The sequence below is a fragment of the Bacteroides helcogenes P 36-108 genome, from assembly GCF_000186225.1.
GTDB classification, from domain to species: Bacteria; Bacteroidota; Bacteroidia; order Bacteroidales; family Bacteroidaceae; genus Bacteroides; species Bacteroides helcogenes.
Map to the genome: position 1 here is coordinate 2,933,644 of NC_014933.1, position 25,380 is coordinate 2,959,023.

Consider the following 25,380-nt stretch of genomic DNA (forward strand, 5'->3'; position numbering starts at 1 on the left):
ACTTTCCTTGGTATGCTGAAAGAGTATTCTTCCATTAGAATAATTTTACAGAATATTTAACTACAAATTTTCGTAGTAAAGTTTGTCTAATACGTTTTTTCGTAGTATCTTTGTCATGTTCAAAAAATAAGTGATATGAGAAAAAAGAGATTGAGAGCTTCACAACAAAGACTGAAGCTGACCAAAGAGGAAGAGGAATTGATACGGTGTATAAGAAATTATCAGAATTCTTTCCCCAATGGCTATCCGCAGTTGCTTTGGTATTGTCAAGAACTATTTGACAAACTGGTGGATTTACCAAGAGATTAAAAAGAAAGCCTACCCTTTCGGGGGTGGGCACAATTACCCATAAAAATATAGAAGATATGGAAACAATGATTGTAACGCCTCAGGCTGAGATGACAATGAAGCAAAAGCTTCAAGATGTCCTGATGATAGTGTCATGGCGGGAAATAGCCCGCAACTATTTTGGAAAGTCCAGTTCATGGCTTTACCATAAACTGGATGGCATAGACGGAAACGGTGGCAAAGGAGAATTCTCAGAAAAGGAAAAAGAACAAATGCGTGGAGCTTTGTGTGATTTGGCAGACCGCTTGCGCCGTGCTGCTGACAATATTTAAGGCTGCGGGACACATATCCCCCGATTTGAACAAAAAGTCACCCGCCAGCCTTCGGGTGCAATTTCAATCTCGCTTTCTTTATTTATGGAGAAAGCGAGATTTTTTTCTCAAAACTTCTGCTTTTCTTTTGTTATTTAGCAAATTATGTTGATTTTTGTATTGCCAAATATTTCAATTCCTTATGTCGTGCAACCCGTAGGAAATTGGATTCTGGGTGGTTCCGGTTGGCGCACGGCATAAAGAATTGATTTTTTTATCATAATTACCTAATTATGAAACACAGATTTTATCATATATTCATAACTTGTTTCCTTATATTCGGATGTAGTCATAATAAGGATTATCCCCCGGTTATTCCTCCTGAATATAATCACTACCCAGACATGTATTTTAGAATTGATACCACATTAACAAAAAAAATGGATTCATCATCCTCCCTGCTTGGATGTGGCTATGACTGCAAATTCAGCCTTATAAAAGGAAATGACTACATAAGAAATAGGATAATTGATGTGAAGCGGCTATTGAATGGAGAAGGATATGATTATATAAAACATCTCTCTATGAGCTTTCCTCTATTGGAAATAAATAAAGCAATATTACATCAAAGTGGCTACTCTCATTCTCTTATCAGTGCAACACTTGATAAACATGTCAAGGATCTTATGGAAATTAGCGGAGTAAAAACATCTATTGGAAATATACAACTAAAACTTTTTAGAACTGTCACCAATAGTTTTAATAATAAAAGCACAGGAAATATTTTTTTTACATATGAATATTTTAGGCCTACCTGCATTCTCACCCTCCCTGAAGTATATCCTGAATATCTATGCTATTTCCTTTCTGATAGTTTTATTAAAGATCTATATAGCAAGTCTGCTGATGATATTGTGAGAATTTACGGAACCCATGTACTCACGGATATAACGTTAGGTGGTTGGATTTCAGTATCAGCAATCGCCAAATTATCTTCTAAGGGCGACGAAAAAGAAATGGTGAAAAGTATGAATTTATATTATAACCATTTTTATAACTCTTCCTATTCGGCTAATGGAAATAGATACTTCCCCAATTGTGATAGCATTATTTGCAATATTCACATGACAGGAGGCAATCAATCAGATATAGAAATTAAAGATAATCAAATAGTTGGATTTCAGAAATGGCTTCAAAACATAAACCTTAATAACGAACAAATTGTAGATATAGGTAGTATAAAAAAAATCTTATTATTAAGTGACTTCATTATGGATGTCTCAAAAAAGAAAGAGATTGAAGATGCTATTATTAGATACTGTAATTAATTTTATTAACTTTAAAATTATCATTATGAAAACAATTTATTTTTTATCATGCGTTTTTTTATCGTTATTTTTATTTAGTAGTTGCAATGATGAAATAATTAACTCTAATCTTGGTCTTATTTCTACCAGATCGGCAGGAGATGGAAAATACGACTTATTAGGGTATGGTTACGATTGTACATTTAGTGTTTTTAAGGGATCTCGCTATGGAAAAGCAAGAATAATTGATATTGATCGCTTTTTATCGGGACAGGGAAGAGATCCTATTACCAGAGTGGAGAAAATAATGTCACCAGGCAATATTAATATTGCATTGCTTCATGGAGGTGGTGAAGTTGAAGCTGAATGGGGAGCTGATTTAAATGAATATAGTCAAGGTCAGCATAATAGGTATAATGTGAAATCTAATATCAATGCATTTGGCTTAAAATTATTCACAGCAGATCTAAAAAGTTACTATAGCGATTCTTCCAGATTCAGTAACGCATATTGTTTCTATAGAGCCAATATACAAAAAGCAACACGTAAATTGACTATGTCAGAAGTTTCTCCATCATATTTGAAATATTTCTTAACAGATGAATTTTTGGATAATTTAGCAACTTATACGGGTGATCAAATGGTAGCCAAATATGGTACACATGTACTAACTGATATCTTATTGGGGGGTGTGAGTAGTACTATTTTTAATGCTAAAATGACATCAATATCAAATCAAAAAGCCTTTAAAAATGAGGCAGATTTGTTCATAAATCAATTGTCTGCTGGGACAGGGACTACCGAAGCGCAGAAACGGTTTAATAACTTTAAGGATGTAAAAATATCGATAAAGACTTATGGTGGAACGTCTGCAATAGATCAAAAGATCTCTTTTGATCCATTTACAGGGCAGTTAGGAAACATTTCTTTTAATTATACTGATTGGATGAATAGTGTTACTCAATCAGCAGAGCAAATTATAGGTATTGGCAATAATACTACAGAGATCTGCCTCCTTAGTGATTTTATTGGGAACACAACAAAGAAAAAAGAGATAGAAGATGCAATCATAAGATATTGTGAAAAACAAAAGGTAAATATGCTTTCTACACCAACATTCGATTATGAGGAAGGAGTCATATATTATAATTTAGCGACAGATAGCAAGAACTATTTACTTGTAGCTTATGATATTGATTATAGTTGGGAAGCACATTCTTCCCATCCAGCTTATTTAAATAGGCTACCGATAGATAATCGTAATCCTTGGGAAATAAACACTTCAGGAGCATGGCGTGTACGCTGGACTTTTTATCCCTATGGGGAGTATTATCGAATAGGAATAAAAGTAAATGATGGTAGAGATATGGCTTTGGCCATTGGACAAGCAACATTACCTTTTTTTAATGATGGCGCAAGTGATCAATTATGGGATATAGAAAGTGTGGTAAATCAAAAAGATACTTATATGCTGAAACATGTAAGTACTGGACAATATTTATGTAGTACTGATCATAAATTACATCCTAAAAATCCAAATGACAAAACATTATGGTTCAAAATAAAAATTACAAGTAAAAAGTAACTAATGAATAATAATAAAAAATAGATTAGAAAATCCATTGAAATTCCAAAGTTTATTTGATAATTTTTAAAATCATAAAGATATGATTACTTAAGATTCCTCATCCGATACGAAAAAGAAATTCTCGAAGATGGAATTATTTTTTCAGAATCGGAATTCTACGACGAGTTATTCAGTACTATCTTGATGATAGCTGACGAACTCAGAGAAGAATGAAAATTTGGGAGCCTCTTTAGAGGTTCCCATTTATCAACCTTATCAGCATCTTCTTAAAAAAACAGATATATGGACAAACAGATTGAAGGAAGAATCAAAGAATTGGTAGGCAAGTTTCATCTGCTTCGAACCAAGGAAGGAAGTGAGGAATTTGATAACATTTGGCGTCAGTTGAATGCAGATATTCCGGCAGAACAACGTAAGGAGGCCGGACAGTTCTTACTCCAGGAGATGAGACAAGCACGAGAACGCAAAAAACGTATGGATGTGGATGTTCGTAACCAGTTGGGAGATTTATATGATGTGTTGTCTTTATCTTACATATCGAAACAGTATTTTCAGAAAGATCGTAGCTGGTTAGCCCAACGTATCAATGGCAATCAAGTGAATGGGAAAACATGTGCCTTTTCTGAGGATGAATTGGAAATACTTAAATTGACACTTACGGATATAAAGAACAAGTTATCGGACACTATATTAAGCATCAAGTGAATCATTAACACACTAAGAGCGGATTCCGGTACTCCGCCCTTTTTACGAATTAAGAATAGTCTCTGTATTGATTTAGCACTTTTCAAAGACTTATAATTTTGGGGTGGAACTCTAAAAAAGTTCCACCTTTCTTTTTGTCATTTGGTAACTTATTCCGACCTTTGCAATGCCCAATATAAACCAAACGTTTCAATTCCTTATGCCGTGCAACCCGTACTCAATCGGGTTCCGGGTGGTTCCGGTGGGCGCGCGGCATAAGGAATTGATTTTTTAGATATGAATTCATTGGAAGATTTCATTTTAACATATATATCAGAACAAACCATTATTCATCCTAAGGATATTAAAGACAACTTTCGAAAAAAAGGTTATAATATGGAACGTATAACGCAAGCTATAACGGAAATAGATTCAGAAGGATTAATTTCTACTGCACGAGGAAAAACTGAATCTATTTGTTTGACCCGCGAAGGTAAGAAAGCTGCAAAAATGGGATTTGCCAAATATTTGGAAATGAAGGAAAAAGAAAACGAACTGGATAGTAGGATAAAGAAAACGACATTGTGGGGAAACTATATCAATATTGCCAACGCTGTTTGGGGAGCGGTGGGTTTTATATTAGGAGTCCTAACAAAAGGCCGATTAGCAAACTTATGGGAGTGGTTATCTGCAATGTTCTGATTAAACTGCATTTCCGTTGCAAACGAGACAACTGTTCTTCCATCTCTATAGAGTAGTCCTCTAATTCAGAGCATTTATCGGCTGCATATTGTGAAAGCTCTATAGCCTTCTGTATATCTTTATCAGTATATTTCATGACAACTTTATTTTTGGCAAAAATACTATAAATAATTGAATATGAAACGAGTTTTATTTTTAATTATTGCATTGTTAATGTATAATGTTCATTTATCAAAATATTAATATTATGGGAAATAAAATTTTACACCTACTTTTAATATTTATTTGTATCACCTCATGTAATACAAATAAAAAAGGAGAAAAGATTTCAGATAAAAACTCTTTTATGAATATAGATGAGTTCCTAACTTATCAACACTATAATGACAGTTTGGCTTGTTTAGAAAGCACATCAAATAAAAAAATCTTCTTAGATATACGTTTTGGAGATTCAAAGGAAATGGTGACTAATAAACTATTTGTTGCAGTTGAAAATGAATTAATCAAATACGATACGGAGAATTGGTATTTAACACACATGTATAAAGATAACACATTCAAATTTGTGATAGATTGTAGCTATCACAATGACTCTTTGTATGAAATGTTTTTTGAAGGAGAACTTTTAATTCCAGCAAAAATATCTGATTATGACATAAAAATGGCATTATTCGATTATTTTAAAACAGATTTAAAGGATGCCGCAAAATTAAAGCATGATGGTTCCGATTATCGCAACATGTTAAAATATGAAGGTTCAATTAAATACTCATTAGATAATGCAACATTTTATATAGTAGATATGCCATTGGAAAAAAAAATGATAGATAATTTAGATATTTCTGAATCACAGGCTATCGCTGACTTTGTTTTTGGTTCTGAATAATATCATAGTGGTATAGTTTACATAACTTTGTTGCTTACAAAATGCTATTAAGCTATTTTCGAATAAGTGCAAAAAATGCTAAATCTGGTCGATGTGCCCCTTGATTTTGAGACAATAGATAAATATTTGAAAGGATGATAAAAGTTGAAGCGGAGAAACAAAAAATCTCCGCTTTTCTTTTGCCATTTCAAAATAAACCCTCATCTTTGTGGTGCGTTTCATTTTGACAAGGCGAGACTGTTCGCCAACTTTCGCCGTTGGCATTTTTTATGTCTAATGGTATCATATAGTTCCGACCCCCGTGTGGAGTGTTAATGCACCCACTGCCTTGTCAAGGTGAAACGCAACGGGAAAGCGGAACTTTCTTTTTTGATAAGTTTTCTGATTTTTGGAGAAAGTTTCCTTCCCGTCTTTCATAGGATTATTGCATTATTCAATATATTGTTTTATTTAAATAGCGTTTCATTATGACAAAACAAGAACAAAGTGCATTGTATGCACCACAACCCACAGAGGTCAATGTATTCGAGACCGTCAATGCCCTCACCGGGCAAGTGAACAACCTCCAGCGCAAGTATTATCGCGCTCTGACTTCCGACTGCGATATCAAGACCGAAGCAGACAGATGGTATTTCCGTGCCATCGGCTGGACGTGCGCCAGCTTGGTATTCCCGCCTTTGTTTGCGGTTACTGCATTGTGCATTTACAAAGCAAAGAAATGCCGGAAAGGAGGTGAGGAATGAATACTGAAATCACCAATATCGTATTAACGCCCCCCATCAGCCAAACTATCTCGATCTTGCAGAATGGCGGTGCTTGTGCTTTTTGCAATTCCATAGATAGGGCTACCGGATTAATCCTGGATTTAAAGGTTGACAATGAAGTTAGTGCTGATGAGGTTATATCCGTAATAAGTGATTTGCGCATAGTGTCATCCATGATAAAAAGTTTGATTCCAGAAGAGGAAGGAGGTGAACAATGAGAAAGCCCATAGGATTCCGTTCTTATCAGGGCGAGGAAGATCCGAACAAGCAGGACGAATTGAAGAAGCAGCAAGCCGAACGGCAAAAAGCCATAGCCGAATTTATAGGTCATAACTATTCACCTATTGGCGCTACTTCTCAGAAATGTTATAAGACTACTACTGAACTGGTATATGAACTGTCGAACATCGTCAATGTCGCTCCGATGGAGCTGGCCAGGCAACTGACAGATGCGCGGTATCATGTGGAATATCTGGCAGGACAGCCTTACTGGGTGATGTACGAGAAATCATAAATTCGTGCGGCTGCACCTTCTTTTGTACGAACTTGTACAAATCGGTGCAACCGCGTTTCTTTGATAGCTAACACATTATGAATTATCCGCACGATTGCACGATTTTTAGTCTCTATTATAGGGTGAAGCTATTGAAACATTGCATACCTTCTCGCTTACTCTCATCCATAACGTGCGCATAAATCATCGTTTCCCGGATATTACTGTGTCCAAGCAATTTTTGCAGGCTGGACAAATCTTTCGTTTTTCGGAGATAAATTGTCGCAAACGTATGTCTTCCCGTTTTGGCCGATATTTTTTTGTTAATTCCCAGCTCTTTGGCGATAGCTTTCAGTTGTCGGTTGACAACTTGATCGCATTGTACATTCCTAAAGAGACGTCCTTCTTCTCTATCTTCAGCCCACTCTTCCAGAAGTTTTAAGGCTGGTATCGGCATTGGTATTTTAATGGGTTCCGGTTTGCAATTCCGGTTCTTGACACGATAATAGGTTAATACGTTATTGTTCACTTGCTCGATACAGAGCATACGTGCATCCGTAATATGCATGCTCGTGAAACACATGAAAAGAAAGAAAGCCAAAGTTAGCTGAAGCTTTTCCGGTAATGTTCTCTGATAGTATAAATGCACAAATTGCATCAATTCTTCTTCCGTCAAATAATCTACATCGCTCTTTATCCTTTTGATATGAAACTCCTGAAAGGGATTTTCTTCTATATAACCCTTTCTGTAGGCTGCGGTGACGTATATCTTGATTGTGGACATATTGCGTTGTGCGGTTATCTCCGTGTTTCCGAGCTCTTTTTTCATATAAATCAGGTAGTCGGACAAGTAATCCGGAGTAAGCTCCCGGAACTGTAACAATTCATTATACGCCTTGAACTTTTTCATGCAACTCAAATGATGCTTGAATGTCCCCATTTCTATGCGTCGGCTGTAGCTCTTCATATACTCCTTCACGAAATCATGGAAGGTTTTGTAATCGCTCGGATTGTTATACTCTCTCATGAAAATATCTTTCGTCAGAGCCTGGTTCCTCAACCGGAACTTTACTAATATGTCGTTGACACGTGCCTTTTGATTGTTCACAATGAGGTTTATATCCTTTGCCTCTTTGCTGTTCCCTTTGAGAAGCCCGCTTTTCTCATCAAACTTAGTAACGGGTACAGATACTTTGCAGGGGAGCATCAACTTTTCCTTGCCGATATAAAAGGTTATATATAGCGGAGCATTGCCTTCTTTGGTCAATCTCTGCTTGTTTTGAATGACTCTTACCGTACTCATTTTTGTTTTCTAAATTATTTCTACCCATTGGAAAAATAAGGTCACAGAAAGCTGTGTTTCTGCTATGTTACCTACTTTTTGCACAAATTCTTCTGAAAAAGGTAAGGTAGTAAATTATTGATATACAGCTAAACAACGAAAGGCAAGCAGTCTTTTTATCGACTACTTGCCTTTTCGTTGTGATTCCGTTGCGATTCGAACGCAAGACCCACGCCTTAGAAGGGCGTTGCTCTATCCAGCTGAGCTACGGAACCATCCTTAATTGCGGTGCAAAGGTACGTATTTTTATGAAATCTCCAAATTTTTGTATCTAAAAAAGTAGATTACTTCTAAATAAAAAATGACGTTAATATAATAAAAGTAATAATTTGTTATCAGTAAAAATGGCCTGAAAGCAATGAGGAGGAGTAAAATGAATTACCGCTTATCATTATAATCCTAATGGAAAATCACTAATATACCAAAAAAACAATAAGAGAGTCCATGACAAAAGAATTGATACAGAATATCTCCAAGTATATTTAAGCAAAGACCCGTAGGTGGATTTTTTATCATACTGTTGCATATAAGTCAGCACAAGAGGCATATAAAACATAAAAGGAGTGATGGCATTCGTTGCACTGTCACCAATACGGAAAGCACACTGTGTCATTTCCGGAGAAATGCCCATACCAGCTAATACAGGAACAAAGATAAAAGACATAAAAGCCCATTTGGAGGTTGCAGAAACCATAATAAGATTTACAAGAGCTGTAAATAATATAAATAGAATCAATATCCACAAGCTATCCAAGCGGACAGAAGAAAGCAAATCTGCCCCGATAATTGCTATGCACTTATCCAAATGGGAGTATTCAAAACAAGCAAACATCTGTGAAGCAAAAAAGGCTATGACAAAATAAACACTCAACAATTTCATTGGTTGAGTCAACCCTTCTATTACATCTCCATCAGTCCTATAGCGCCCGGATGCAAAACCATACACCATTCCCATCAATCCGATGCCAAAAGAAAGTAAGAAAAGAATCCCGACCATAAACGGAGAACGAATCAATCCGCCATTAACCCCTTTCAATATTCCCCAAGAAGAAAAAGTAGCCCACAATATTATCACCATATACAACAAACCAATCAGAAGTGCGTTCATCATAGACCTTCGTTCTTTACGGGATAACTGCTTATAACCGATAAAACGGACATCTCCTTCATATTCACCCAATAATGGCAACAAACTTCTACGAGTGATATGGTAAATGATATAACCCAATAAAAAAGTAGATACACAAAAGAAATAATAGTTGCACAAAGGTCCTGTCTGGCCTGGAGCAATATTTGCCATATCGGCAGCTTCCTGTGTCGTCGCTGCAATCATCGGATCTAAAGTGCTCAGAAGAATGTTGGCACTATATCCGCATGATACAGAAACGTAGGCTGTTATTATTCCGCCGACGGGGTGCAATCCGACCGAATGAAACAATGTTGCAGCGATAGGCAGCAAAATGATGTACCCCGCATCTCCCACTATATTGGATAGTAGCCCCAAAGTGATTACCCATAGTATAATACGCTGCGGATGCCTGTTTTCACGTACTCTACAACGGATGCAAGCATCGATAAAGCCCGAATGTTGTGCTATGCCGATACCGAACATCGCTACAATGACCATCCCCAATGGAGCAAAACCTGTGAAATTCGTTATTGCATGTCTTAGCAGCCAACGAATACCTTCAGGACTCAGCAAACTTTGGACACGTATTTCTTCTCCCGTTTCAGGCCGCAACACACTCAGACCATAAACATCGAATATCCATGACAAAAAGATTACTGCCAAAGTGAACAGGCAGAACATTGTAGCCGGGTGAGGCATAAACCATTTATTCTTCATAGGATTCCAATAGTTATTCCTCATCAGCTTCCAAACGGTCAATATCCAGAATACGCAGTTCCAGAGCACGTACCACCAAACGCGTGGCATTCACCCCTACCCGTTCACCCACGGAAAAGAGACGTCCCACCAAATCATTCTGGCGCTTTTCCAATGACTTTACTCCAAAAGGCATCCCCTTGAGATTAGCAATCATATCCTTGGTATATCCCAAAGCAAGGTGACGCAGAAAACGCTCATCATATTCATCTATATCATAGCAGATTATGGCTTCTTGGCGTTTGGCGTCATTCAATACAGATTTCCGGAAACGCTCCACAATTTTTTCGAGAATAGGATAATTGAATACAAGTTTTTTTCCATCCATCACCGCTTGTACATCTGTTTTAGTCAGTAATTCGCCTGTCTTCAGAATAATTCCGTCAGCACCGGCATCAAGTATATCCACCCACAATTTCTCGTTCAATATCTCACCGGTAAATATTAGTACGTGTACACCGGGATAGCGCTTGCATATATTATGACAAATGTCCACTCCGACTGTAGTAGAGCCTCCTAAGCCCAAATCAAGCAATACAAGATCGGGAACCTCGGTCTCTATCAGCGGCCAGAACTCCTGTTCTGTCATGGCTGTACCGATAACTTCAGCAGCCGGTATTTCATGGCGAAAAATTTCTTCCGTACCTTTCAATTCAAGTTTGACATCTTCGACAATGATTACTTTAAATTTCTTTCTTTCCATATTATACTATTATAAATAACGAACTAAAAAAATAAGAAATGAATCACCTCACTACTTTCTTTTTCTCGGAATAGTAAAATATACGGTATATCCCCCATTCTCGTCAGGCTCTGCATTTATGCGACAACCCCGGCAACCGGCAAATTCATCATGTTCGCGAATGATTTGCTTGCAAACCAGATATTCTGTTCCATGCAGCTCTCCCTTTTCACTGGTTATCATACGCGCAAGATTGGGATAGAACAGTTGATTTAATTCTTCACGTGTCTTTTCCCTCCGCGTGTCTGTGAATAAAAAGCGTATATATGCCCCATCTACTGCAGCACTAAGTGATATCTCTCCTTCGGCAGAAACAGAAAGCGCTTCGTCTATCAAATTCTCCAATAGGAAATTCAACTGGTTCAAATCACCGATGACCGATTCATCCAATCCTTCAGTCCGGAGCAAAACCCTCTGCCTGTTATCCTTATTCCTTTTACGGAAATACTTTTCTGCAGCATTCATCAGTTCCGATACCGGAACAATGGTACGCCTGAAAGTCACTTCTTCCAACTGGCGGGATGCACAGGAACTGAGTATTGTAAATATGCCTTTGTAATACTCTATCAATTCACCGATAGCCGCCACAGTTTCCTGTTCTTCAACTGCCGCAAACTGCCCCGAACGCAATTTACCAATCAATTGTTTTATTTTGTTCGGATAATAGGCAGTCTCATGCTTTATGGTGGAAAGACAATTGTCAAGAACCATATTTTGCACATGTAGCAGGCTGTCCCCTCTGGAAGCACGCCGCACTTCATCTTGTGCCGCTTCGATGTCCCTATATTTAGTGGCCAGTCTCACTACTGAATTGAATATGACGGCAGCCACGTAACGTGCTGTCAATTCCAAAAGCAGACGGTCACTCTCCTGCTCCGTACCTTCCCTGCGTTCCAAATACAAAACGCCTACACAAAACGAGGCGCTGCCCGCCTCCACCACAAGAGGTAGAGCCTGCCTTCCGTTTTCTGCCAAATACGCCTGTTTTTCAAAACAACATTGCACAAATCCTTTCCTATACGGTTCTGCCTCCAATTGTTCCTCAGGAGGGTTGGATGCGTACTCCAACCGACACATATCCTCATTATATACAGCAATACCCAGCCGATCTATGCTCAGCAGTTCATTCACCGCATCAAAAGCAGAATTTACTATCTGTTGTGGAATATATTTCAAAATATCCTCCTCACGTTGACACGCTTCATCCGTGTCGGAAACCGGCGGCAAAGAAGCACCGGACACCTGCTTGTTGATTTCCAAAACCTGCTCCAGATTCCACCTGTTCACTAACCGTTTCCGAATATAAAGAATATAATACCCCAGCAAAAGCACAAAAAGCAGAATGATACCCAACAGAATCCCCACCAGCTTGTTATTAGTGGAGCGCTCCAATAAACGGCAATACTCTTCCAACGATTGATCTTCCCCCAGCAGCTTGTACAAAGTAGTATAAGCAGCATTGTTATAACTATAATCATTCCATTGCTTCAAAGCCAAAAATGCGACAGCAGCCTCATTTCGGATGTCGAGAATAACGTGAAAATCAGAGTTAAACATCTCATTCCACCAATCCAGTTCGGCAGAAGGCCCGTCACCTGTCAGCGTCATAAAACGATGAGGAGAAAGAGCATATTTTTCATAATGTGCATTCAGATAGTATATAGCAGAATCCGCAAATAGCAAAGCCTGTTCATAATTTCCCTCTATATTGCTATAATAAGCATTATTGGCAAAGTCTGAAGCGATATCCAACAGAGTTTCATACTCATTTCGTTCGGCCGATACCACAGAGTCAGAAGCCATCACACCGGTAGTGTTTTCTACCGTTTTACCACAAGATGACAGCCCCAAAGACAATACCAGACACAAAACAGTCAGCACATTACGAACTCCTTTCGGCAAACGGAAGTAAAAACGACTTCCCTTCCCCAATACACTTTCCACATCGAAAAGACATATTTTAAACAAATCGCTCGTTTTCCGATACTTTTCTATGATTCCTCTGCAATTCATCAGTCCGAAACCACTTCCCTTATTTTTACGCAATTCTTCTTGATCTATGGCACTATCCATGCCTATATCTTTCGAGTCATACACTTTTTCACCGACAATACGACTCACATCTTCCACTGACAGACCGTATCCGTTATCTTCTACGGAAATCTCTACATAATCCTCAAACGAACGGGCATACACTTTTACCACACCTCCCCACCCTGTATATTTTCGTGCATTTTCTGCCAAGGTATTAATCATAAACAATGTCAAGGCTTTATCTGCTTTCACCCAAGCATCTGTTGGAATGATTTCCAAATGCTGCTGTTTCATTTCAAAAGCACGGTTACCCTTACGTAGCAAGTCAAAAAGGTCGTTCAATTCAAAGGTTTCAATATTCAGACTCAAGACCCCTTGTTTCATTTTAATCCACAAAGCCAAAATATCATTATACTCATTTATGGTCGTCACCAGCTCATCGATATATTGATATTTTCCCTCCTTGATGCTTTCATCGTTAATAAAACCTTTCTCATTCAATTTATGCACCTCATTTATAATGCGATCTATATACGGATAAATGCCATTGACTATGGACATACATGACTTCTTGATCAGATTCTGCCGTTTATTTTCGGCAATATGCCGTTCATGAACATAACGTTGTTTTTCCAGCCTTCGACGCTCATCTCCCAAAGAAATGGAAGTCATTCCATTATCCAACGCCCATTGTATATAAGGATTTACAATCTTCATCATTGCCAGTTCATCCTTCCTCATCCGTTGCGGAAGCACTAACTGCCGATTTACGATACGCACATTCTTCATCCCGAACAATTCTTCCATTTTTGGAGCGACAGCAGTCTGAATGGCATCAACGACCTCCTCCTCCATCTCCGCATCCGACGGAATGGATGACATTATCTGTTGGCAGATGTCCAGCATTTCTTGCAGACGGTGCAGGTGCAATCTATTCTTCACTTTAGAGCGTTTATTAAAAATCCAAAAGAACAGAACTACCATCATAAGACCTGTGATAACCAAAAAAAGCAGTGCATTCAATTGGGTCGCCTCCTTCTCCAATGCCAGATAGCGGCTTTCCAACTCCTTGTCTTGCCGAGTGTCTTCCAATATGTCCAGATAAATATTACGATTGTAATCCGACTTTTCCTTCATCCCCAATCCGGCATAAGAAACGCTCAACTGCTCACGAACACGGGAGATCCACTCTGGCACAGTTTTCAATTTATGCTCTATCCATGCCTTTTCGGCACAAATGGTATCCTTTCTGTCATAAGCTTTCAGCCAGTCTATACTGTCACTACAATTATAATAACGACGATGATGCTCATTCACACATTCCAATGCAGTTCTCAATGTGTCCAAAGCCTCTTCGTATTTTCCATGCGCATTCAGATACTTGCCGATAGAAACATAAGCTCCCGCAATCTGGTACAAATCATTATATTTCCGAAATTTCTGCAAAGCCAATTGTCCCAGTCGCATCGGTAATAGAGAATCAACCGGAACTCCCAACTGTTTCAATGCGTGCGGACGCCGATTCAAAAAGAATTCATAACCATCCGATGAAACCATTAAATTGGCAAGTCCCTGTACCCCGTTTCCTTCAAAATAAGGATATCCTTTCCGTGAAGCCAGATGCCAGGTAGTATAAAGCTCATCAAACTCACATAACCGCTGCTCATCTGTTGTCTCTCCATCACACAAGGCTGCAGACCCCTTTATATAATGATAATATAGCAATTGATTGGTATCTGCCGACAGCGCTTCATTTTCGAGCACTTTATTGATATTTGCCACCGCTTCCGGACGCTGTTGCAAATAATAGTAGTAAACGGCCGAAACAATATAAAACTCCGACCGGGCATAATTTAGCCGCAAGCGCTCATGTTTGTCCACAAAGAGATTATTGTCTTCGTCTATCCGCTTCATACGCCGCAATGCACTGTTACGGAAATCATAAAACTCTTTGTTTGAAGCAGTACGCTGGTATATCTTCATCAATCCTATATCGGCAACAAAGAGTTCAAGTTCATTTTTAGTCAGATCATATACTTCCTGATGATATTTTACCGCCCCTTCAAAATCCATGTGCATAAAAGCGCAAAAGCCCAAATTATTGCAGGCTTCCGCTTTTCCCGACTTATACAGACCTGCTTCATTATAGGCACGTGAGGCAGCATGATAGGATGAATCCAGATTCTTGTAACGATATGTATATGCCACCTGATTTAAGGAATCAATGAGACGTACTTCTTTTATGGGAGCTGTGCCCACACACGAAATCATTGCTGTACAAAGCCACAACAAACTTGCTGACAATATTGAAGAATACGGTTTCACAAAGCAAAGCTACAAATAAATCCGGGAACTAAAAATGTTTTTTCTACAATAAGTCTTGTGTTATGTAATGGGAAATTCATACCTTTGCATGCAAATTAACAAATAGGTAACATCTATTACACAAATGAGCGAAAAAGCACCCTTTATGGTATTCTCCGGAACAAACTCGAGATACCTGGCAGAAAAAATCTGCGCCAGCCTTGATTGCCCTCTGGGAAAAATGAACATCACCCATTTTGCCGATGGTGAGTTCGCGGTTTCTTATGAGGAATCAATCCGTGGCGCGCATGTATTCCTGGTTCAATCAACCTTTCCTAATTCTGACAATTTAATGGAACTGTTGCTAATGATTGATGCAGCCAAAAGAGCGTCAGCAAAAAGTATCGTGGCCGTTATCCCGTATTTTGGCTGGGCACGTCAGGACAGAAAAGACAAGCCTCGTGTATCCATCGGCGCCAAGTTGGTTGCCGATTTGCTTTCCGTGGCAGGCATCGACCGTTTAATTACAATGGATCTCCATGCCGACCAAATTCAGGGCTTCTTCGATATTCCGGTGGATCACCTTTATGCATCAGCAGTGTTCCTCCCCTATATTGAATCTTTAAAATTAGAAAACCTGGTAATAGCCACTCCGGACGTTGGTGGTTCAAAGCGTGCCAGCACTTTCTCCAAATATCTCGGCGTACCATTGGTATTATGCAACAAGACACGTGAAAAAGCCAATGTCGTTGCCACCATGCAGATTATCGGTGACGTGCAAGACAAAAATGTTGTATTGGTTGATGATATTGTAGATACAGCCGGAACAATTACCAAAGCAGCAAACATCATGCTGGAAGCAGGAGCAAAATCTGTTCGCGCTATTGCCAGCCATTGTGTTATGTCTGATCCCGCTTCTTTCCGTGTTCAAGAATCCGGTTTAACGGAGATGGTATTCACCGACAGCATCCCCTACTCTAAGAAATGTGCCAAAGTTAAACAACTAAGCATAGCCGATATGTTTGCAGAGACAATCAAGCGAGTTATGAATAATGAATCAATCAGTTCACAATATATAATTTAAGAATAAAAGAAGGCTGCGCAATTTTTGGATTGCGCAGCCTTTCATTTTATTTTTTATTTTTAGTTGGCTTCAAGTTTTCCCATTTTGTATGTCCCTTTCCGGATCACTTTCCCATTCTTATCAGTTTCTACAAAAGGACCGTGTCTCTTACCCTGTTTAAAGAATCCTTCATAGCGGTTACCATTTTTATCCTCCTGAATTCCACTGCCTTCTTCCATACCATTTACAAATCCGCCTTTATATTTAGTTCCGTCAGTCAATATTAAAGTACCCTGACCGCTGAACTTATTATCTTTCCATTCACCATCATAAGAATCACCGACATTCCATTTATAAACACCTTGTCCGTCGCGCTGATTATCTTTCCACTCACCATCATATACGGCGCCGCTTGCCCATGTAAAGATACCATGTCCTTCTTGTTTGCCATCTCTAAACTGGCCAACGTATTTATTACCGCTTGCATGATAGTATATGCCTTCTCCGGTGCGTTCACCCTGTACATAGGAACCCTCATAACGGTCGCCTGTATGAAAGAAGTAAATCCCCTTTCCATGCTGCATATCATCCACCCAATCTCCTACATACTTATCACCGTTGGCATATTCGAAAGTGCCTTTGCCATCACGAACATCATTTTTCCATTGTCCTTCATACTTACTTCCGTCATTCCAAGTCAGCTTCCCTTTACCATTCTTCTTGTCATTTTTCCAAAAGCCTACGTATTTGGAACCGTTTTTCCAAGTATATGTCCCTTGACCTTCACGTTTGTCATTTTCCCAATCGCCCTCGTAGCTATCACCGTTATAATAGTACATTATGCCCTTACCATGTTGGTAATCCTGAAACCACATACCGTCATAGCGATTATTATTCATGAAGTAATAAATGCCTTTGCCATGCTGCTGATCCTGATACCATTGCCCTTCATACTTCTCACCATCAGTAAACATATAAGTACCATAGCCTTCACGCTTTCCTTTTACATACTCCCCCTCATATACATCACCATTTTTAAAGACCGTTTTTCCCCTTCCATAAGGTTTACGCCCTCTCATTTCACCGGTATATACACTACCGTCTTTAAATGTATATGTTCCTATGTTTATCTCTGAAGAGAATGTACTTTTAACCTTGTCAAAAAAGCCGCTTTTTTTTTCCTGAGCAACAGTTCCGCTTTCACAGATAAAAGCGAAAACAAGTGCAGTATATAGATATTTCATTAGGTATTAAAGTTTACATTATTAAATAAAAACAATGCAAAATGTTACACTGCTCTCAACGTCGTATGCACAAAGATACAATTTATCTATTAAAACAACACGGTAGTTTACGCTTTTTATGACATTTTTTTGCCGGACACGACTTCTTTTAATTTCTCTTTGCATAAATGCCGCCCGGCAAGTTCCCGGATATCCTCCGGCATAATTTCTTTTATGGCATTCAGAGCATCCGCAAAGTAAGAGTCCGCCAGTCCTGACGCTTGGGCAAAAATCCATGCATCCGCCAATGAAAATGCCGATTCATAACTTCGACACATCTCCCCTAACATATAATTCTTCACCATAGAAAGCTCTGCGTCAGAAACCAACTCATTCTGCAGACGGTCTATCTCATGATAAACCTCACTGATCAGAGGTTCTACAAACTCATTGGTGGTTTCAGCACTGACTGTCAGCAAACCTTCTCCGGGATAAGGTATGATTCCTGCAGAAATGCCATAGGTATATCCTTTATCTTCACGGATATTAGACATCAGACGACTTCCGAAATAGCCTCCGAACAGAGTAACCAGCACGCGTACTTTCAAATAATCAGGGTGATTGTTTCCAAGAGAAAGTATTCCCATGCGAACCGCACTTTGCAAAGTATCGGGACGCTCTATGAAAATCCTTTTTTCCATAGAAGTGACTGAAAAGTGCTTTTTCTTTTCAGGCCTGCGAAAGTCCGTACCAAAAGGTATGTCTCCAAAAAGAGTCTCAATCATGCGAATGCATCCATCCGTCACCTTACCCGACAAATAAATGGTACAATCATCCGAATGGTAGTATCGGGTATAAAAATCATGCAATACCGAAGGATTGATACGGCGATAGTCTTCTTCCTGCACCAGACGCCCACAGGGATGTTGATCGCCATATACAGCCTTTACTAATCCGCGATGTGCCAGGAAATCCACTTTGGAAGTATTAACGGTGAACTGCTGGATATTATTATCAATAAGCACTCCCAATTCTTTTTCCGGAAATAGCGGTTCCTTTATTATAGATTCCAGCACCTCCAACGTTTCAGGCAAATATTTGTTCAGTGAGTAAAGTGTGACATAAGCGTGTTCCGATGCACTGGACAATTCCAGCCAGGCTCCATAATAATCCAGCTTCTCCGCTATTTCAGCAGCCGTATAACGGCGAGTACCTTCGCGCAACATACGGTTTGTAAACAAAGCCTGCAATGGCTGGGTTTGCTGCCATCTTCCTCCTTCTATCAAAAAATCAATACGTACTACTTCACTGTCTCCTACATTGAGTATATTCAGGAGTATTCCATTGGGTAGCACTATGCGTTCAGGCATCTGTATGCTCAATTGCTCCGGTTCAAGAATTTTGGGTTGAATGGTTCTATTTAACATCCTCTAAGAAGTATCTGATTAATTATCATTCAGAACTTTGACTCTTCAGAAATATTTCCGCACGTTCCAAATCTTGCGGAGTATCAATGCCTATAGTTTCCACCTCTGTAATTCCGGCTTTGATTGTATAGCCGTTTTCCAGCCAACGCAATTGTTCCAATGACTCCGCCAGTTCAAGTGAAGACTGAGGAAGAGATGTGATTTCTCGCAGCACCTCTACACGATAAGCATACAAGCCTATATGTTTATAATAAACATGATTCTTCAACCAATCCCTTTTTTCGGCATTACGCTGATAAGGAATAATGGAACGGCTGAAATATAATGCATTCATGTTTTTATTCAGCACCACTTTCGGAGAATTCATATTTTCCAGAACATCAAAATCGGCTCCGGCTTCAAAAGGCTTCACCAATGTAGCTATATCAGTGGCAGGATCATCAAAACAAGCCATGATTGCCTGTAACTGTGAAAACCGGATAAAAGGTTCATCTCCCTGTATATTTAGCACGACATCAAACCGACCGCCTATTTTTAAATAGGCTTCATAGCAGCGGTCAGTTCCACTTTTGTGATTTATGGAAGTCATCACCACTTTTCCGCCGAAAGCCTTTACCGCAGCCTCAATGCGTTCATCGTCCGTAGCGACATAAGCGTCGTCCAAAATGCCAGACACTTGCTCATAAACCCGTTGTATCACAGTCTTTCCACCCAACACAGCCAACGGTTTGGCCGGAAAACGCGTTGATGCGTAACGGGCAGGTATAATTCCTAAAAACTTCATTTCAAATATTGTTTTAGCCCCCGTTTCCTGAGGGAAGATATTTATTTGTCTAACCACAATTGTCCGGCGAGAGTTGCTTCAGACCACGTACTATATAATCACGCTTCAAATCCTCCGGCTTGTATATTACAGAATCACATGAAAGTAAATCAATATCCAAGCGGACGATTTCCTGTTTTTTTTCTTCGGCAGTTCTTCCGGCTTCTCGTTCGATAGCTTTCAGCAGAGAAATAATCTCTTTTGCCTGACAATCGGAAACAAAACGCGCCACCTGATTGGAAAACAGATATGAATGATGAAGAAACAAAGGCTCCGTTTCTTCTTCCACCGAAAAACAAATATCCGGAAACAACTCCGACAATCGTCTGCGCGCCAAAGCCAAATTGTCTTTCCGATGCTTGTTGCTGCCTATGCTGATGGTATAAATCATTTCTTAAATAATAACAGGTGGTGATTTGCACAATTATAATTCATTAATTAAATAAATCATCCAGCCCTTCCGGCGACTCCTCTGTTGAGCTGTCGCTACCTTCTGGATTGTCCTTGCACGGGTCAAAGCCCTCAGGCAACTGAAACGTCTCTTTTTCATCATAACCCAAAGATTTGTCTCCAAGAACTTTCACCATATATTTAGCCCAGATCGGAAGCGCCATAGAAGCCCCTTGCCCATGAACCATCCTGTCAAAATGAATATCACGGTCTTCACCACCGACCCAACATCCCGAAACCAACGAGGGAGTGAAACCCATGAACCAGCCGTCGGCATTTTCATTGGTAGTCCCCGTCTTACCTCCCATATCAGCTTTAACACCCAAGCGACGAACGCGTCCACCTGTACCTTCATTAATGACTGCACGCAGCATCACCAACATCTTATAAGCACTGGATACACTGATAACCTCTTGCATTTCGGGTGAAAAAGTCGCCAAGACATTACCTTCGTTATCTTCTATACGAGTAACAAACAGCGGGGCAGTACGAATTCCCTTATTCGGGAATGCCGTATAAGCACTGACCATCTCACCCACCGACACCTCACAAGGGCCCAGGCAGAGAGAAATGGAAGGTACTATCGCACGATTACGGACACCGAAGTTGTGCACCAAACGTTTCAGTTCATAAGGATTCAGTTTACTCATCAAACGGGCAGTAATCCAGTTATCCGAATATGCCAAAGCCCACTTCAGTGTTACCATTTCTCCATATCGTTTCTTATTATCGTTACGCGGATTCCAAGGTGTACCGTTTTCATCAAAGTCCTGGAACTCTACATGCCGCATCTCGTCGCAAGGAGAAAAGCCATTCTCCATAGCCAGCGAATACACATAAGGCTTCATAGTAGAACCAATTTGCCGACGTCCCACCATTGCCATGTCATACTTAAAGTAGTTATGATTAGGTCCCCCCACATAAGCTTTTACGTGTCCGTTGCGCGGATCCATCGACATGAATCCGGCACGCAGATAAAACTTATAATATCTGATGGAATCCATGGGTGTCATCACCGTGTCCTTTTCACCATTCCAACTGAACACTGACATTTCTTCGGGCGTATTGAATGCCTTTCTGATTTCTGACTCGGAAGCTCCACCATTTTTCATCGAGCGATAGCGATCGGACTGCTTCATGGCACGATCCAAAATGCCATTCACCTGCTCCAGAGTTATCGCGTTGGAATAAGGCGCCTTTCTGGCCCCTTTCTTTTCATTGAAAAAGTAACCTTGTAGCTCCTTCAGATGCTCTGTAACGGCATCTTCCGCATATTTCTGCATACGAGAATCAATTGTCGTATAAATTTTCAATCCATCCGTATATAGATTGTATTTACTGCCGTCTTTCTTGTGATTTTTTTCGCACCATCCATACAGTGGATTATTTTCCCAGTCAAGTGAATCTTCGTAATATTTCTGCATTTGCCAGCCGCGATAATCACTTTTATCCGGCTTCTTGGCAGTCAGCACACCACGCAAATATTCACGGAAGTATGTTGCCAACCCTTCATTATGATCTACACGGTTATACTTCAATTTCAGAGGTAATTTTTGCAACGAATCACACTCTTCTTCTGTGATATATCCGGCTTTCCTCATCTGGTCAAGCACCACATTGCGTCTTCCGCGTGAGCGTTCATTATAGCGAACAGGATTATATAGTGAAGGATTTTTGCACATTCCTATCAGTGTGGCAGCCTCCTCAATCTTTAAATTCCTCGGTTCACAGCCGAAGTATGTAAAAGCCGCAGTCTTGATACCTACGGCATTGTTCAGAAAATCAAATTTATTGAGGTACATCGTAAGTATTTCCTCTTTCGTGTAGTAGCGCTCCAGCTTTACGGCAATTACCCATTCAATAGGCTTTTGGAAAAGACGCTCTACCGCATTGTCCGCACTGGGAGAATAAAGCTGTTTGGAGAGTTGCTGTGTAATGGTGCTGCCTCCCCCTGCATTTTTCTGCATAAACACACCACGCTTTACCACTGCGCGGAACAACGCTTTGACATCAATTCCCGAATGTTCGGCAAAACGCACATCCTCCGTAGCAATCAAAGCATTTATTGCATTTTCAGACAAGTCATTATATCCCACGAACACACGATTCTCCTTGCTGTAAGAGTACGTGCCCAGCACCTGTCCGTCTTCAGACAGCACCTCTGTGGCAAATTTATAATGCGGATTTTCCAAATCTTCTACCGGGGGCATATAGCCTATCCAGCCTTTGGCTATCGAAAAGAATATAATAACACCTACCAACGCCACCAGCGCAATGAAAATCCAAAGGATTTTGACGATTTTTCTAATCATATTCCAGCTTTAATCAAGAATCAATAATGTGGCAAAGGTATGGAATTATATTTTATCTGCCATAAAAAAAACGCTGAAACCACTTACAAATAATAAGTAGTTTCAGCGTAGGCATTCACTGCACGGCTATAATGCCGATACTATGCATTTTCTATGCCATGCACTCTTTTATCTTTTCCACAATATAGTGTACGTCCTCATCCGTCACCCACGGACCGCTGGGCAGGCACAAACCACGCTTAAACAAGGCTTCACTCACACCGTTCACATAGGCTGGACTATCGGCATAAACCGGCTGCAAGTGCATAGGCTTCCATAAAGGACGGCTCTCGATACCCGCCTTATCCAGCCATAGGCGCATGGCTTCCACATTACGGTTAGGTTCGCAAGAGGTATGCACACTTTGTGCCTCGTGGGTAACACCTGCAGCACCACCTACAGCACCCTGAACTGTCTCGCGGTAAGCATCCTCCTCACCTTTCACAGGCAGGTTCTCATCTAAAAGAACCGTATTCAGCCAGTAATTGCTGTCATAACGCTCCGAAGGATTCTCATGCAGGGTGATACCCTCTATATCCTGCAGTAAATCCCTGTACAAACCACAGACATGCCTGTGATGGGCAATGTGCTCATCAGCCACCGTCATCTGGCCACGACCGATACCCGCACAAATGTTACTCATCCGGTAGTTATAACCTATCTGTTCATGCTGATAATAGGGGTAAGCCTCACGCGCCTGGGTGGCATAGAACATGATCTCTTTCTTGGCATCCTCACCGGAACAAATCAGCGCACCGCCGCCGCTGGTGGTTATCATCTTATTACCGTTGAAGCTCAGGACACCATATGTACCGAACGTGCCGCACACTTGCCCGTCAAACCTACTGCCAAAGCCCTCGGCGGCATCCTCGATTACAGGAATGTCATACCTGGCAGCTACAGCCAGGATCTCGTCAATCTTGCCGGGCATGCCATAAAGATAGACAGGGACAATCGCTTTTGGCTTCCGGCCCGTCTTCCCGATACGGTCTTGAATCGCTGTTTCCAGAAGCACAGGATCCATGTTCCAGGTATCCTCCTCGCTATCCACAAATACGGGGGTAGCACCGAGGTACGTTACCGGATGGCTTGAGGCACAAAACGTAAAACTCTGCACTATCACCTCATCGCCCTGACCCACTCCACAGGCCAACAAAGCCAGGTGCACCGCTGCCGTACCGGCACTCAATGCGACCACTTTCTTGTTCCGGCCTACAAAATGTTCCAGATCCTGCTCGAAGGCATTCACGTTCGGACCGAGTGGAACCACCCAGTTCGTATCGAAGGCTTCCTGTATGAAGCCCATTTCCTTGCCGCTCATGTGAGCAAGGCAAAGATAAATTCTCTTATCCATAAAATATATGTGATTGTTCTAATGATGCGGTTTCCTCACGTAGTGGGGAATGAAAAGAAAGGAAAGAAGCTTATAAATCTTTGCCAAGTATGGTGTAAATGATGATTTTGATGTCATGCCTAAATTATGGAAATTGGAGTTTCTTTATCTCCCTACATCTATTTCCCACAGCCAATACACCATTCGGTATATCTTTGGTGACAACTGAACCAGCACCAATTACACTCCATTTACCGATTATCACACCTGGAATAATAGTAGTACCTGCTCCAATCCATGTACCCTCCCCTACCTGCACATTACCACAAAGAGTACAATGGGGAGAAATATGAACATAATCACCGATCACACACTCATGATCTACGGAAGCACCGGTATTTATGATACAATGCCTGCCTATGTGAGTATCACTCTGTATTATTGCACCCTGCATCACAACAGAACCACATTCTATCCTTACTGTCTCAGACACTATAGCCGAAGGGTGAATAGCTCTGCCAAATTCCACATCAAGAGATTCTGAAATTCTTTTTCTGATGCTATTATTGCCGATACTGATAATCAATGGGCCTTTCACTTCCATTGAATGGAGTACGGGATAACCTAAAAGCGTATGCAGATTTTCATTATCATCAAACAGCGCTTCAACACGCTCATGATTGGCATAAAGAATATCGATGATCACTTTTGCATGACCACTTGCACCATATAAATACATTTTCTGATATTAATTATTTCCTGTAAAGGCTTCCATGGTAGCCGAAGTTTCTGAACTGATGCCTTCACGAACAAAAACCTTTTTTATTGTCATTAAAACGATTTTCAAATCAAGCAGAAACGAGCAATGATCCACATACCATACATCCAACTCAAACTTTTTCGCCCAACTGATGGCGTTACGTCCGTTCACTTGTGCCCACCCTGTTATTCCCGGACGTACTTCATGCCTCCTCGCCTGTTCTTTGCTATATAACGGCAAATACTGAGGCAATAAAGGTCGAGGGCCTATCAATGCCATATCACCCTTCAGCACGTTTATCAGTTGTGGAAGTTCATCAATCGAAGTAGAACGGACAAAGCTTCCCACTTTGGTCAGACGTTCAGCATCCGGCAACAACTTGCCGTCCGAATCCCGTTCGTCCGTCATTGTCTTGAACTTTATCACTCGGAATTTTTTCCCATTCCTCCCTGGTCGCTCTTGGGTAAAAAATGCTCCAGCACCTTTATTGGCAAATTGCAGCCATAAAGTAACAAAAAGCAGTATCGGCCAAATGATTGCCAACACACAAAACACAAAAACAATGTCTATTAATCTTTTAAAACAACGTGCATACATGGCTATTCAAGTTAAGGTTCAAT

At 40.3% G+C, this 25,380-nt stretch carries 23 protein-coding genes and 1 tRNA gene; 11 read left to right on the plus strand and 13 right to left on the minus strand.

Annotated elements, in window-relative coordinates:
* Positions 1 to 135: 135 nt before the first annotated feature.
* From BACHE_RS17600 to BACHE_RS12040, 10 genes are all read left to right on the plus strand, one after another.
* Positions 136 to 309 (plus strand): hypothetical protein, encoded by a 174-nt coding sequence (locus tag BACHE_RS17600; RefSeq protein ID WP_013547979.1) that lies wholly within the window; start codon positions 136 to 138, stop codon positions 307 to 309.
* 56 nt (positions 310 to 365) lie between these two features.
* Positions 366 to 620, plus strand: coding sequence for a DUF5053 domain-containing protein (locus BACHE_RS11995; protein ID WP_013547980.1), 255 nt, complete (start codon positions 366 to 368; stop codon positions 618 to 620).
* 272 nt (positions 621 to 892) lie between these two features.
* Positions 893 to 1,927: an MACPF domain-containing protein gene (locus BACHE_RS12000; protein WP_148229845.1), complete on the plus strand. Its 1,035-nt coding sequence runs from the start codon at positions 893 to 895 to the stop codon at positions 1,925 to 1,927.
* Positions 1,928 to 1,952: 25 nt separating this feature from the next.
* Positions 1,953 to 3,491 (plus strand): MAC/perforin domain-containing protein, encoded by a 1,539-nt coding sequence (locus tag BACHE_RS12005; protein WP_187289271.1) that lies wholly within the window; start codon positions 1,953 to 1,955, stop codon positions 3,489 to 3,491.
* 285 nt (positions 3,492 to 3,776) lie between these two features.
* The gene (locus tag BACHE_RS12010) at positions 3,777 to 4,199 is read left to right on the plus strand and encodes a DUF5053 domain-containing protein (protein WP_013547983.1); all 423 of its coding nucleotides are present in this window, start codon (positions 3,777 to 3,779) and stop codon (positions 4,197 to 4,199) included.
* Positions 4,200 to 4,475: 276 nt separating this feature from the next.
* Positions 4,476 to 4,880: a hypothetical protein gene (locus tag BACHE_RS12015; protein ID WP_041579387.1), complete on the plus strand. Its 405-nt coding sequence runs from the start codon at positions 4,476 to 4,478 to the stop codon at positions 4,878 to 4,880.
* 247 nt (positions 4,881 to 5,127) lie between these two features.
* Complete coding sequence (locus BACHE_RS12020) at positions 5,128 to 5,766, plus strand: hypothetical protein (protein WP_041579389.1); 639 nt, start codon at positions 5,128 to 5,130, stop codon at positions 5,764 to 5,766.
* Positions 5,767 to 6,233: 467 nt separating this feature from the next.
* Entirely contained in the window at positions 6,234 to 6,509 is a 276-nt protein-coding gene (locus tag BACHE_RS12030) for a hypothetical protein (protein ID WP_013547988.1), read from the plus strand.
* A complete protein-coding gene (locus BACHE_RS12035; RefSeq protein ID WP_013547989.1) occupies positions 6,506 to 6,748 on the plus strand; it encodes a hypothetical protein in 243 nt (80 codons plus the stop codon). Before BACHE_RS12030 ends, BACHE_RS12035 begins: the two co-directional genes overlap by 4 nt.
* The gene (locus BACHE_RS12040; protein WP_013547990.1) at positions 6,745 to 7,044 is read left to right on the plus strand and encodes a hypothetical protein; all 300 of its coding nucleotides are present in this window, start codon (positions 6,745 to 6,747) and stop codon (positions 7,042 to 7,044) included. The genes BACHE_RS12035 and BACHE_RS12040 overlap by 4 nt, the downstream gene beginning before the upstream one ends.
* A 115-nt stretch (positions 7,045 to 7,159) precedes the next feature.
* Here the strand turns inward: BACHE_RS12040 and BACHE_RS12045 are convergent, their stop codons facing one another.
* The 5 genes from BACHE_RS12045 to BACHE_RS12065 all read right to left on the minus strand — a co-directional run bounded on the left by BACHE_RS12045 (position 7,160) and on the right by BACHE_RS12065 (position 15,297).
* Positions 7,160 to 8,326: a site-specific integrase gene (locus BACHE_RS12045; RefSeq protein ID WP_013547991.1), complete on the minus strand. Its 1,167-nt coding sequence runs from the start codon at positions 8,324 to 8,326 to the stop codon at positions 7,160 to 7,162.
* Between the two features lie 180 nt (positions 8,327 to 8,506).
* Positions 8,507 to 8,580: transfer RNA gene (locus BACHE_RS12050), tRNA-Arg, on the minus strand.
* A gap of 176 nt (positions 8,581 to 8,756) precedes the next feature.
* Positions 8,757 to 10,211: an AbgT family transporter gene (locus BACHE_RS12055; RefSeq protein ID WP_148229847.1), complete on the minus strand. Its 1,455-nt coding sequence runs from the start codon at positions 10,209 to 10,211 to the stop codon at positions 8,757 to 8,759.
* 13 nt (positions 10,212 to 10,224) lie between these two features.
* Positions 10,225 to 10,953, minus strand: a complete 729-nt coding sequence (locus BACHE_RS12060) for a DUF5932 domain-containing protein (protein WP_013547993.1) — start codon at positions 10,951 to 10,953, stop codon at positions 10,225 to 10,227.
* 51 nt (positions 10,954 to 11,004) lie between these two features.
* The gene (locus tag BACHE_RS12065; RefSeq protein WP_013547994.1) at positions 11,005 to 15,297 is read right to left on the minus strand and encodes a DUF5113 domain-containing protein; all 4,293 of its coding nucleotides are present in this window, start codon (positions 15,295 to 15,297) and stop codon (positions 11,005 to 11,007) included.
* 178 nt (positions 15,298 to 15,475) lie between these two features.
* Between BACHE_RS12065 and BACHE_RS12070 the strand changes: the two genes are divergently transcribed.
* Complete coding sequence (locus BACHE_RS12070) at positions 15,476 to 16,414, plus strand: ribose-phosphate pyrophosphokinase (protein ID WP_013547995.1); 939 nt, start codon at positions 15,476 to 15,478, stop codon at positions 16,412 to 16,414.
* A 59-nt stretch (positions 16,415 to 16,473) separates the two neighbouring features.
* Here the strand turns inward: BACHE_RS12070 and BACHE_RS12075 are convergent, their stop codons facing one another.
* The 8 genes from BACHE_RS12075 to BACHE_RS12110 form a co-directional block, all read right to left on the minus strand.
* Positions 16,474 to 17,637, minus strand: a complete 1,164-nt coding sequence (locus tag BACHE_RS12075) for an MORN repeat-containing protein (protein ID WP_013547996.1) — start codon at positions 17,635 to 17,637, stop codon at positions 16,474 to 16,476.
* Positions 17,638 to 17,753: 116 nt separating this feature from the next.
* Entirely contained in the window at positions 17,754 to 19,043 is a 1,290-nt protein-coding gene (locus BACHE_RS12080; RefSeq protein ID WP_013547997.1) for a M16 family metallopeptidase, read from the minus strand.
* Positions 19,044 to 19,068: 25 nt separating this feature from the next.
* The gene (kdsB, locus tag BACHE_RS12085) at positions 19,069 to 19,827 is read right to left on the minus strand and encodes a 3-deoxy-manno-octulosonate cytidylyltransferase (protein ID WP_013547998.1); all 759 of its coding nucleotides are present in this window, start codon (positions 19,825 to 19,827) and stop codon (positions 19,069 to 19,071) included.
* A gap of 49 nt (positions 19,828 to 19,876) precedes the next feature.
* Entirely contained in the window at positions 19,877 to 20,257 is a 381-nt protein-coding gene (locus tag BACHE_RS12090; RefSeq protein ID WP_013547999.1) for a 2-amino-4-hydroxy-6-hydroxymethyldihydropteridine diphosphokinase, read from the minus strand.
* Between the two features lie 43 nt (positions 20,258 to 20,300).
* A complete protein-coding gene (locus tag BACHE_RS12095) occupies positions 20,301 to 22,628 on the minus strand; it encodes a transglycosylase domain-containing protein (protein ID WP_013548000.1) in 2,328 nt (775 codons plus the stop codon).
* A 151-nt stretch (positions 22,629 to 22,779) separates the two neighbouring features.
* The gene (locus BACHE_RS12100) at positions 22,780 to 24,021 is read right to left on the minus strand and encodes a DegT/DnrJ/EryC1/StrS family aminotransferase (protein ID WP_013548001.1); all 1,242 of its coding nucleotides are present in this window, start codon (positions 24,019 to 24,021) and stop codon (positions 22,780 to 22,782) included.
* Positions 24,022 to 24,145: 124 nt separating this feature from the next.
* Positions 24,146 to 24,739 carry an acetyltransferase gene (locus BACHE_RS12105; protein ID WP_013548002.1) on the minus strand — a complete coding sequence of 198 codons (594 nt, stop codon included), beginning with the start codon at positions 24,737 to 24,739 and terminating at the stop codon, positions 24,146 to 24,148.
* 9 nt (positions 24,740 to 24,748) lie between these two features.
* Entirely contained in the window at positions 24,749 to 25,357 is a 609-nt protein-coding gene (locus BACHE_RS12110; RefSeq protein WP_013548003.1) for a sugar transferase, read from the minus strand.
* Between the last annotated feature and the right edge of the window lie 23 nt (positions 25,358 to 25,380).